Below are 10,051 nucleotides of genomic sequence, written 5' to 3' on the forward strand. Positions count from 1 at the left end.
GAATTACTGTATTGTGGTGGCGCATGGCGAGATCTTCCTTGTGTGTCTCGAACATTTGGCGATGCTCAAGACCGCAGAAGAATCCACGCCATGCGCCATGTCCACCAAAATTAAACCGGACAGCCGTGGGCTTGACCCGGCCATGACGAGATAGAGCGTGCGGCGTAGGAAAGAACGCGACGTCAAGCCCTAAATGACGTTGATCCCTGTGCGTGGAGTCCCTAAACCAGGGACCAACGCTCACGAAAGATATAAGATGTCTGATAAGTTGACGGTCCGCTTCGTGAGGCGAAGCGATTTCGACAAATGGCTTCCGCTCTGGGACGGCTACAACGCCTTCTACGACCGCAAGGGCCCGACCGCACTGCCGCGCGAGATCACCGAGATGACGTGGGCGCGCTTCTTCGACGGCTACGAGCCCGTGCATGGCCTGGTCGCCGAGAGCGATGGCGAGCTCCTGGGGCTCACGCACTATCTCTTCCATCGCAGCACGACGCTGATCGAGCCGGTGTGCTATCTGCAGGATCTCTTCACCGCGGAAGCCGCGCGCGGCAAGGGCGTCGGACGCGCCCTGATCGAAGGCGTCTACGAGCAGGCGCGGCTGAAGGGCTCGCCGCGCGTCTATTGGCAGACGCATCAGACCAATCGCACTGCGAGGACGCTCTACGACAAGGTCGCGGAGCACCAGGGCTTTATTATCTACCGCAAGCTGGTTTGATGTTTGGCGGAGAGGCGCGAGCGGCCGCGCTGGGCCTGCAAAGACCCGCGTTTTCCCAGCCTGTGGATAAATATGGCTGTCACTGGCGCGTAACAAAGCCCGCCTACGCTGCACCTGCGTCTGATCAGGCCCCCCGTCACAGATCAAGCGCCCCAGCGGTCCCCGTCAGTCGCCGCGTCTGACCGGGGCCGCACTTTTTTGAGGGTTTGCTTCCGCACTCACCGCCGCATCGCGGCCCGCGCCGGTCGGGCATGCGGTAGCGCGGGTGGCGCCTGCCTTGCCGCCCGCTTGTCGGCGCGTCACAATGTGCCCTTCCGCCCTCAAATTCCGCTGACAGGACGCTCGTTCATGCAAATTCGCAATCTCGGCGGCTCGGGCCTACGCGTTTCCGCCGTGGGCATGGGCTGCAACAATTTCGGCTCACGCGTCGACCTCGAAGGCTCGCGCAAGGTGATACACAAGGCGCTCGATCTCGGCATCACGCTGTTCGATACCGCCGATATCTATTCGGACATGGGCGGCTCCGAGACCGTGCTCGGCCAGGTGCTCGGCGATCGCCGCAAGGACATCGTGCTCGCCACCAAATATTCCAAACCGATGGCGACCGACGGCACCAAGCAGGGCGCCTCGCGCCGCTACATCGTCAATGCGGTGGACGCGAGCCTGAAGCGGCTGAAGACCGACTACATCGATCTCTATCAGCAGCACGACTACGATCCCTTGACGCCGATCGAGGAAACGCTGCGCGCGCTCGACGATCTCGTGCGCCAGGGCAAGGTCCGCTACATCGGCAATTCGAATTTCCCGGCGTGGCGCGTGGCCGAAGCCGAATATGTCGCACGCGCGATCAATGTCGGCCGCTTCATTTCGTGCCAGGACGAATACAGCCTCGTCGTGCGCGACATCGAGAAGGATTTGCTGCCGGCCGCGCAGGAATACAAGCTCGGCCTGTTGCCGTTCTTTCCGCTCGCAAGCGGGCTTCTCACCGGCAAGTACAAGCGCGGCGAAGCCGCCCCCGGCGACACGCGCTTCGGCAAGGTGGCGCGGCTGCGCGACCGCTACGTCACGCCGCGCAACGAGGAGATCGTCGAGAAGCTGCAGGCCTTCGCGCAAGCGCGCGGCCACTCGATGCTGGAGCTCGCCTTCTCCTGGCTCGCCGCCCGCCCGCAGGTCGCCAGCGTCATCGCCGGCGCCACTCGCGTCGAACAGGTCGAGCAGAACGTGAAAGCGATCGCGTGGAATCTGACCGCGGAGGAGATGGCGGAGATCGATGGGATTACGCGGTAATCTCCGATGTCGTCCCGGCGAAAGCCGGGACCCACGACCACAGGTCGATCACGCAGACCTCCGTCATTGCGAGGAGCGAAGCGACGACGTGTCCGCCGTAGCTCGAAGCGCGAAGGCGGAAGCAATCCAGAGTTACGCATGAAGCTCTGGATTGCTTCGCGGAGCCTGTCATCGGGCGCGCGTTCGCGCGACCCGTTGGCTCGCAATGACGAGGCGGCTGGATTCCAAAAAACTGCGCCTGTGGCTATGGGGCCCGGCTCTGCGCTCGCCATGCTCGCTTGGCCGGGACGACAATGGTGTTGGTCGCTGACAGCAGCGACAGTCACGCAATCAACCCCTTCATTGGCCTTGCCGCGGCACTGTCCGGAAACACCATCTCCGCCAGCACACGCTCGCTCAAGCCCAGATGATCCGCCATCACGCCCTTGATGACGGCGCGCAGGTCGGTGGTCGGCGCGAGGTCGCGGCCTTGATAGAGGCTCACCTGCTTCAGCGAGGGCCAATCGGAGATCACGCGGCCGCCCTTGATCGCGCCGCCGGCGAGCAGCGCGATGGTGCCGGTGCCGTGATCGGTGCCTTCGGTGCCGTTGATGCGTGCGGTACGACCGAATTCGGTGGCGACCACGATCGCGGTGTCGCGCCAGTGATCGCCGAGGCCGCTTTCGAATTCGGCAAACGCGCCATCGAGGCCGGACAGGAGCAGCGCGAGGCGGCCGACCGGCCCGCCTTCATTGGCGTGCGTATCCCAGCCGTCGAAGGCGAGCGCTGCGATGCGCGGCCCGTTGTCGGCGACCATGAGTTTCGCCGCGCCGCGCGCCACCTGGCGCATCGCCATGATCGGGCCACCCGGCTTCGGCTTCATGTCGTCACCGGTCGCAGCCTTCTCGAGCTGCAGCCCCTGCGTCAGCGCGGTGGCAAGCGCGGGATCCTGGTGGCTATACAATGCGAGGAGCCGCATCGCGGTGTCGTCATCGGCATTCGGCAGCGCCACCGGCTCCCAGCCGACCGTCGGCGCCGGGCCGCGCAGCACGAGAGGCGTGGTTGGTCCGACCGCAAGCGCGCTCGTGACACGCTCGCCGCGCGGCAGTGCCTGCAGCGCGCGATTGAGCCAGCCGGACTGCACCCGGCCGGGCCCCGCATAGCCGCTTTCCAGCACGTCCTGGCCGTCGAAATGCGAGCGGTCGCGGTAGGGCGTCGACACCGCATGGATCACCGCGGCCTGCTTGTTCTGATACATCCGCGCGAATTCGCGCATCGACGGATGCAGGCCGAAGAAGGAATCAAGCATCACGGCCGGATGCGGTCCGCTCGAGGACAGCGCGATCGCACCATGAAGACCGGCATAGTCGGGATCGCCGATCGGCGCGACGGTGGCGAGCCCGTCGAGCGCGCCGCGCAGGATCACGGCGATCAGCCTGGGATCGCGGCCGTCGGCGGCGCGGGCGAATTTCGGCAAATAGGCCCAGGCGGCAAAGGAGGCGCCGCCGAACAGAAGCGCACGCCGCGACGTCACGAGCCGTGCGTAGCCTTTACAGCAATCCATCGTCACCTCCTCTGGAATTCCGGCGACATCAAGAGCAGCGCCAGCGCCTGCTGCCGCGATTCCGCCCGCGCGATGGTACGGCGCGTCTCTTCGGAGGCCGCGTCCGCCGCGGCAAGCTCGAGCAGATCGCGCGGATCGAGACTGTCGGGTAGCCGCGCCGATACCTGCGCCGCGATATCGAGGCGGAGCTTCATGCCCTCCGGCGCGGCCCACGCGGCATTGGTGTCGGGGAAGCCGTTCGGGCCCGAGGGCGACCACAGGGGCTGGCCGAGCAGATTGAGGCCGCCGAGATAGCGCCCGGGTTCATCGGGCACGCGCGCGAGGATGCGGCCGGTCGCGACCAGATATTCGTAAGGCGAGCGCAGCTTCGTCAGTGGCGCGGTCCAGGCCTCGTCGGAATCGATCAGCGCGTTGGAAAGCTGGCGCAGATCGCCGTCGCTCCTGGTGAACACGTCGCCGAGGTGCGCCACCAGTGCCGGCGGCGGATCGTCGGCCACGAAGTGGCGCGCGAACTTGGTGGCGATGAATCTCGCGGTCGATGGATGGCGCGCAATATCCGCAAGCACCGCCTCACCCTGTGCAACGCCGTTGGGCCCATAGATCTTGCCGAGCACGCGCTGCGCGCCGGGCTCGTGCGCGTTGGCGTTGAATACGAACGTGCCGGGCGTGCCGAGAAAACCCTTCCGACCCACAAAGGTCCACCCCGTGATGACGCGCGCGAACGAAGTGACGTCGTCCTGGGTGTAGCCGCCGTTCACGCCGAGCGTATGCAGCTCCATGATCTCGCGTGCGAGATTTTCGTTCAGGCCGCGATGGCGGTTGATGCCGGCGCGCGAGCCCGGTCCCAGCGATTGCTGATTGTCGAGGAAGAACAGCATCGCCGGGTGCTGCTCGACCGCCATCAGCATGTCGGAGAAACGGCCGAGCACATGCGGGCGGATCGCCTCGCGCTCGAACGAGCCGGCCCACATCCGCGCGAGCCCGCCCTTGTTGGCGGAGATGCAGAAATGATTGGACCAGAACACGACGAGGCGCTCGGCAAAGCCGCACTCGACCTGGCTGGCGCGTTGTAGCCGCGCCAGCGCCTCGGCGCGGAACGTCTTCTGGATGACGTTGAGCTGCGGCGCGGGCTTGGGCGCAGGCGCCTTTGAAGCCATATCGGGCTGCATGGCTTCCGGCGCCGTCGTCGCATTGGCGCCGTTGTTGGCGCCCGGCTGGACCGCCTGCTTCTTTGGCGAGATGCCTTGCGCGACGTCCGCAAGCGACAGGCCGCGCTGCTGCGGCGGCTTGGCATCGCTCGGCGGCTGCGGCGGTCCTTCGGTTGCGGGCGGAGCCGCCTTGGCGGCGGCAGTGCGCGCCTGTTGCTTCTCGAACTGAAATTCGAATACGGCCGTGGCGAGGTCCGGTGTCGCTTGCAGCCCCGGCACGTCCAACAGCACCGCCGCGGGTCGCGCGAGGTCGGCCTTCACGAAACCGCGAGGATCAGAAGCCGCGTTGGCGAAATCACCGGAAGCGCCGCCGCGCGCGCCAAATCCGAACCGGTTGAGCGCCACCAGCGCATTTCTGGAATCGCGGGCCATGAGGAATTTCCCTTGAGCCGCCCCTCGACGTTTATCTTGCGGATTTCCCGTTGCGCTTTGGTTGTGCGAAATTATACCGCCGTCCAGGATGAACCCGACATTAAAAACAGAGCCAGGGCCCTTATGCTTACATGACAAATTGGACAGAAAGCTCTGGTGGTTACCGGAACCTTACATGCTCCCGGTGCGGCGCCGCGTTCGCGTGCAATCCGCTCGGCGCCTGCTGGTGCAAGGACGAGACGGTGCGGCTACCGATGCCGGTCGAAGGCGAGGATTGCCTCTGCCGCGAATGCCTGCGCAAGGCGGCGGAACAAGCCTCACCTGCGCCGCGCTGATTTCGGCCGCGACTTCATCGCAGCAGCACGTGAGATTCAGACCGGAAAGCCCGGCGATTCTCGCGCGAGCCCACCGAAGGCATCGAGCAGCTTCTCGCGCCAGGCGTAGATCGGATCGCTCTCTTCCAGCAGACGGAAGGGGCTCACCACGCGCGCCCACTGGAAACCGCCGAACACGATGTAGTCGGCATAGTTCGGCGCATCGCCACCGAGATAGGCTTGCGTCTTCAACGTCTGGCGCATCGGCTCGAGCGACCTCCGGAACGCCACCACGGACTTGTCGCGCTCGGCGGAGGCATCCTCCAGCTTCCGGCCAAGCCGCGCTTCGCGCGAGGCGCGGAAATACTTTTCATCGACGGGGCCAAGATGCGCGGGGATGTCGGCGACGATCAGCGGAAACATGCCGCCGATCACGGCGATATCGCCCCAGGCATTGATCAGCCGCCCCGTAGCACGCCCGCCCTCGCCGCCGAACAGCGACGGCCGGTCGGGAAAATGATCCTCAAGATAGTTCGCGATCACCCAGGAATCGACGACCGGCTTGTCGCCATGGAGCAGCACCGGCACTTTCTCCGAGCCATGCGGCGCGATTGCGCCCTTCTCGGTGAAGCGCCAGGGTATCGAGCCGTGATCGAGTCCCTTGTGCGCCAGCGCCATCCGCGTCCGCCAGCAATACGGGCTGAAGGGACGCGAGGCATCGGTGCCGACGAGTTCGTAGAGTTGGAGCGACATGAAGGCCGACCAGAATTGTAGGGTGGGCAAAGCGAAGCGTGCCCACCATCGCGCTTCCCCAAACATCGGTGGGCACGGCGCAAGTGCGCCTTTGCCCACCCTACGCCTCTTCGCTCGCAATGACGTGGTGCAACCGTTGCGCGCGTTACCGCACCACGGCCGCCGTCTGCCCGAACAGGATCTTGCGCTCCTCCTCGGTGCGGATGGCGGGCTGACCGAAATTCGGATTGACCTCTTTGGCCTTGGCATAGGCGCGCTCGGTCGCGGGCCTTGCCTTGATGGTGTCGAGCCAGCGCTTCAGATGCGGAAACTGCTCGATGTCCTGGCCCTGGTTCTTGTGACCCGCGACCCAGGGATAGCTCGCCATGTCGGCGATCGAATAGTCGCCGGCGACGAACGCGCGATCGGCGAGGCGCTTGTTGAGCACGCCATAGAGACGATTGGTCTCGTTGACATAGCGGTCGATGGCGTATGGCAGCTTCTCCTGCGCATAGTTGCGGAAGTGATGGTTCTGCCCCGCCATCGGACCTAAGCCGCCCATCTGCCAGAACGTCCACTGGATCACGTCGTAGCGGCCGTAGAGATCGGAGGGGATGAACTTGCCGGTCTTCTCGGCGAGATAAAGCAGCATCGCGCCCGACTCGAAGATCGAGATCGGCTTGCCGCCGCCCTTCGGCTCGTGGTCGACCATCGCGGGAATCCGGTTGTTCGGCGAAATCGCCAAGAACTCCGGCTTGAACTGCTCGCCCTTGCCGATCTGGACCGGGATGATCTTGTAGGGCAGCCCGGTCTCCTCGAGGAACATCGTGATCTTGTGGCCGTTCGGCGTGGTCCAATAATGAAGGTCGATCATATGGGGCGTCCCTCTTGTGCTTGAATTGACATGCATCGCGATAGAAAGATGCGATTGCATGAATGTTGGCACGACGCTGCCCCAAGTCAATGGCAAGCGCAGGAAAGCGTTGAAATGTGATCGGGCCTCAGCTCACGCGGCCATGCGCGCGCAGGAGTTTTTCGCCCGCCTCGGTCACGGAGATGACGAGGCCGAAGCCCGCGATTGTTTCGCGCGCGACCAGCCCGCGATCGGCGGCGTCCTCCCAGATCGTCAGCCTGGGGCATGAGGTCTTCCAGGTGCCGATCACCTCGGAATAGGCCCGCGGCTCGCGCGCGATCCATTCGACGAAATCGAGCACCAGGGGATCGGCGGCCTCAGTCATCATCTCCCTCCCTCAGAAGGATGCAACAGCGCTCTTCGCGATCCACAGCCAGCCGGCATAGAGGATGTAGTAGCTCGCGACCGTCGTGATCAGCCGGTTGGCCCAGCGGCGGAACTGTTGGTCGCTCATCGCCTCCAGCACGCGGCGCGAGGCCGTGGTGCCGAGCATGGAACATGCGATCCCAATCAGCGCGAGCCACGGATTGAGCGTTGCGGCCTGGCTGACGATGCCGCCGAAATAGATCAGCTTGGTGAAATGGCTGAAGACCTGGCAGGTCGCCTTGGTGGCGATGACGCCGCGGCGATCCATCTGGCCGCTGCCGAGAAAATAGGTGTCGAGCAGAGGACCGATCACGCCGGTCGTCAGCATCAGCGCCATGCAGATCGAGCCATAGATGACGCCCTGCCAGACGCTTTCGGGATTAGGCTTGAAGTCCTTCGGCAACAAGCGCGCCATGAACGGCGTGATCCCGAGCAGGAGCAGCGCGACCGGCTTGTCGGGCACGTAGCGGATCAGCGACCAGATCGACAGCACGATCGCGCAGGCGAGCAGATAGACGAACACCGGCCGCCACCTGATATGCGCGCGCCACAGGAAGGCGCGCCAGCCGTTGGAGGCCATCTGGGTGATCGCGTGCAGCACCATCGCGGTCGGCAGCGGCATCAGCATCAAGAGCACGCCGATCAGGATCATCCCGCCGGCCATGCCGAACAGGCCCGACAGGAACGCAGTCGCGACCATCAAGGCGGCAAGGGCGGCAATCATCAGCGGTGTCATGGGAATCTCCGTGCACGACATTTCTGCCCGGCCTGTACGTTCTTCGCAAACGGAGATATCTTGCCCTCAGCATCAGCTTTCTTGAGGGTATTGTGCGACGCCTGCTCTTTCTCAACGGCATCAAGGCCTTCGAGGCCGCGGCCCGCAGCGGCAGCTTTGCCGCGGCCGGTGCCGAGCTCAACGTCTCGGCGGCGGCGATCAGCCGGATGGTGCATCTGCTCGAAGAGCGGCTCGGCGTCGCGCTGTTCGAGCGCAAGGCCAACCGGCTGGCGCTGACCGCGGCGGGGCGCGCCTATCAGAGCGGGCTGACGCCGATCTTCGATGCGCTCGCAAGTCTCACGGCGCAGGTGACTGCGCCGGCGAGCCTGCGCGTGCTCACCATCGGCGTAGGTCCCACCTTTGCGATGCGCTGGCTGATTCCGCGGCTCGCGGATTTCCGTAAAGAGCAGCCCGAGATCGACGTGCGCATCACCACCGGCGGCGTGGCCGCGCCCTTCGGCGACGACTGGAGCTGCGGCGTCACGCTCGGCGACGGCGCCTGGCCGGGGCTCATCGCCGAGCCGCTGTTCGCCGCCGACCTGATGCCGGTGTGCGCGCCGAAACTCGCCGTCACGTTGAAGCGGCCGGGCGATCTGAAAGGGCCGAGTCTCATCCGCGTCGCGCATTCGCCGGACGACTGGCCGTCCTGGCTGAAGGCCGCCGGCACCAGCCGCATCACCGCGCGCGGTCCGGAGTTTCAGTATTACGGCCAGGCGCTGCAGGCCGCCGGCGACGGGCTCGGCGTTGCCATGGGCATCCGCCCCTATATCGACGACGATCTGGCAGCAGGCCGCCTGGTCGCGCCGTTTGCGCTCTCGGTGCCGAAGGGCATGCGCTGGTACCTGCTCTATCGCGGCTTCCAGGCCGAGCAGCGCGACTTCGCCGCGTTCCGACGCTGGATCATGCGCGCCGCCGCCCAGCCTCGCACGGGCCCACAACCGGCGCGTCGCAAAAAAACGGCAACGATGTGAACGACATCACATAGCCCGCCGGCGATTCATGGTCCGCTGCTTGCAGGCCGAGCAGGGGACCGTGCATGATCTGTCGCTACCAGGAATACGACATCGAGTCCTTCGAGGCCGGCCGCGGGCTGTGGCATGCCCGCATCCGCCGCACCGACAGCAGCCCCCTCGTCATCAACGGCTACGCCTTTCCCGCGCTCGAAGTGGGATTTGCCTGGAGCGATCCGGACGCCGCGATCGCCGACGCCAGGCATCACATCGACCGCTTCAAGCACCGATGGGACACGCCACAGAAAGTTGCCGCAGCCTAAAGCGCGATGAATCATCTTCGCGCTTTAGCTTTTGTTTGCGCATGATCTTTTCGGAAAACCGCTTCACACTTTTCCGGATCATGCGCTGATTGAGGAGTATCGCCATGTCCCCATTCGACCCCCGCCTGCTCTCGTCGTTCTCGCCCAATCTCCGCACCGATTGTCCGGAATGCCGCGGCAGCCTCGCGGTGATGCGCGTCATCCCCGGCCGCGCCGGATCGGAATACTGGACCATGCGCTGCACGCGGTGCGGCGGCATCCATCTCGACATCGTCAACCCGCGCCACCCGGCCTCGGAACACGACAACGCCCCGGCGGCGTGAAGAAGCGAACGGTGGTCTTCGAGTTCGTCATGGCCGGGCTTGACCCGGCCATCCATCACTAGCCAAGAGTCTTCTTGAGTTGATGGATGCCCGGGTCAAGCCCACGGCTGTCCGGTTTAGCTTTGGCATAGGCTGAGGCTCATCTGTCGCTGATCTTTGATGATTGGCGGAGGCGGATCGAGGAGGCGATCGATCCGCCGTCGCTGCATGAGGTTTTGAGCGACCAG

Annotated in this window: 12 protein-coding genes; 6 read left to right on the forward strand and 6 right to left on the reverse strand. The window is 64.9% G+C overall.

Annotated features, from left to right (window positions below):
- Positions 1-256 precede the first annotated feature (256 nt).
- Together VKR55_RS10685 and VKR55_RS10690 are read left to right on the forward strand one after the other, a co-directional pair.
- On the forward strand, positions 257-718 hold the full coding sequence (locus VKR55_RS10685) for a GNAT family N-acetyltransferase (protein WP_324402648.1): 462 nt from the start codon (positions 257-259) through the stop codon (positions 716-718).
- 348 nt (positions 719-1,066) lie between these two features.
- The gene (locus VKR55_RS10690; RefSeq protein WP_324402650.1) at positions 1,067-2,005 is read left to right on the forward strand and encodes an aldo/keto reductase; all 939 of its coding nucleotides are present in this window, start codon (positions 1,067-1,069) and stop codon (positions 2,003-2,005) included.
- A gap of 322 nt (positions 2,006-2,327) precedes the next feature.
- Here the strand turns inward: VKR55_RS10690 and VKR55_RS10695 are convergent, their stop codons facing one another.
- Both VKR55_RS10695 and VKR55_RS10700 read right to left on the reverse strand, forming a co-directional pair.
- The gene (locus VKR55_RS10695) at positions 2,328-3,548 is read right to left on the reverse strand and encodes a DUF1501 domain-containing protein (protein WP_324402653.1); all 1,221 of its coding nucleotides are present in this window, start codon (positions 3,546-3,548) and stop codon (positions 2,328-2,330) included.
- 2 nt (positions 3,549-3,550) lie between these two features.
- Positions 3,551-5,128 (reverse strand): DUF1800 domain-containing protein, encoded by a 1,578-nt coding sequence (locus VKR55_RS10700; RefSeq protein WP_324402655.1) that lies wholly within the window; start codon positions 5,126-5,128, stop codon positions 3,551-3,553.
- A gap of 131 nt (positions 5,129-5,259) precedes the next feature.
- Between VKR55_RS10700 and VKR55_RS10705 the strand changes: the two genes are divergently transcribed.
- Positions 5,260-5,463, forward strand: a complete 204-nt coding sequence (locus tag VKR55_RS10705; protein ID WP_324402657.1) for a hypothetical protein — start codon at positions 5,260-5,262, stop codon at positions 5,461-5,463.
- 36 nt (positions 5,464-5,499) lie between these two features.
- On the opposite strand, the gene VKR55_RS10710 is transcribed toward VKR55_RS10705, so the two are convergent.
- From VKR55_RS10710 to VKR55_RS10725, 4 genes are all read right to left on the reverse strand, one after another.
- Positions 5,500-6,195, reverse strand: a complete 696-nt coding sequence (locus VKR55_RS10710; RefSeq protein ID WP_324402659.1) for a glutathione S-transferase family protein — start codon at positions 6,193-6,195, stop codon at positions 5,500-5,502.
- A 145-nt stretch (positions 6,196-6,340) separates the two neighbouring features.
- Entirely contained in the window at positions 6,341-7,048 is a 708-nt protein-coding gene (locus VKR55_RS10715) for a glutathione binding-like protein (protein ID WP_324402661.1), read from the reverse strand.
- 127 nt (positions 7,049-7,175) lie between these two features.
- Positions 7,176-7,412 carry a hypothetical protein gene (locus tag VKR55_RS10720; protein WP_324402663.1) on the reverse strand — a complete coding sequence of 79 codons (237 nt, stop codon included), beginning with the start codon at positions 7,410-7,412 and terminating at the stop codon, positions 7,176-7,178.
- Positions 7,413-7,424: 12 nt separating this feature from the next.
- Entirely contained in the window at positions 7,425-8,189 is a 765-nt protein-coding gene (locus tag VKR55_RS10725) for a sulfite exporter TauE/SafE family protein (protein ID WP_324402665.1), read from the reverse strand.
- Between the two features lie 92 nt (positions 8,190-8,281).
- On the opposite strand from VKR55_RS10725, the gene VKR55_RS10730 reads away from it, so the two are divergent.
- The 3 genes from VKR55_RS10730 (at position 8,282) to VKR55_RS10740 (ending at position 9,824) form a co-directional block, all read left to right on the forward strand.
- The gene (locus tag VKR55_RS10730) at positions 8,282-9,199 is read left to right on the forward strand and encodes a LysR substrate-binding domain-containing protein (protein WP_324402667.1); all 918 of its coding nucleotides are present in this window, start codon (positions 8,282-8,284) and stop codon (positions 9,197-9,199) included.
- A gap of 65 nt (positions 9,200-9,264) precedes the next feature.
- Entirely contained in the window at positions 9,265-9,501 is a 237-nt protein-coding gene (locus VKR55_RS10735) for a hypothetical protein (RefSeq protein ID WP_324402669.1), read from the forward strand.
- A gap of 104 nt (positions 9,502-9,605) precedes the next feature.
- The gene (locus VKR55_RS10740; RefSeq protein ID WP_324402671.1) at positions 9,606-9,824 is read left to right on the forward strand and encodes a hypothetical protein; all 219 of its coding nucleotides are present in this window, start codon (positions 9,606-9,608) and stop codon (positions 9,822-9,824) included.
- Positions 9,825-10,051 lie beyond the last annotated feature (227 nt).

It is taken from the genome of Bradyrhizobium sp. (assembly GCF_035309285.1).
Lineage (GTDB): Bacteria > Pseudomonadota > Alphaproteobacteria > Rhizobiales > Xanthobacteraceae > Bradyrhizobium.

Bases quoted from the DNA above. Each gene is read 5' to 3' on its own strand.
- VKR55_RS10705 (WP_324402657.1), top strand. From the start codon at position 5,260: ATGACAAATTGGACAGAAAGCTCTGGTGGTTACCGGAACCTTACATGC.
- VKR55_RS10685 (WP_324402648.1), top strand. From the start codon at position 257: ATGTCTGATAAGTTGACGGTCCGCTTCGTGAGGCGAAGCGATTTCGAC.
- VKR55_RS10725 (WP_324402665.1), bottom strand. From the start codon at position 8,189: ATGACACCGCTGATGATTGCCGCCCTTGCCGCCTTGATGGTCGCGACT.
- VKR55_RS10700 (WP_324402655.1), bottom strand. From the start codon at position 5,128: ATGGCCCGCGATTCCAGAAATGCGCTGGTGGCGCTCAACCGGTTCGGA.
- VKR55_RS10690 (WP_324402650.1), top strand. From the start codon at position 1,067: ATGCAAATTCGCAATCTCGGCGGCTCGGGCCTACGCGTTTCCGCCGTG.
- VKR55_RS10740 (WP_324402671.1), top strand. From the start codon at position 9,606: ATGTCCCCATTCGACCCCCGCCTGCTCTCGTCGTTCTCGCCCAATCTC.
- VKR55_RS10720 (WP_324402663.1), bottom strand. From the start codon at position 7,412: ATGACTGAGGCCGCCGATCCCCTGGTGCTCGATTTCGTCGAATGGATC.
- VKR55_RS10735 (WP_324402669.1), top strand. From the start codon at position 9,265: ATGATCTGTCGCTACCAGGAATACGACATCGAGTCCTTCGAGGCCGGC.
- VKR55_RS10695 (WP_324402653.1), bottom strand. From the start codon at position 3,548: ATGGATTGCTGTAAAGGCTACGCACGGCTCGTGACGTCGCGGCGTGCG.
- VKR55_RS10710 (WP_324402659.1), bottom strand. From the start codon at position 6,195: ATGTCGCTCCAACTCTACGAACTCGTCGGCACCGATGCCTCGCGTCCC.
- VKR55_RS10715 (WP_324402661.1), bottom strand. From the start codon at position 7,048: ATGATCGACCTTCATTATTGGACCACGCCGAACGGCCACAAGATCACG.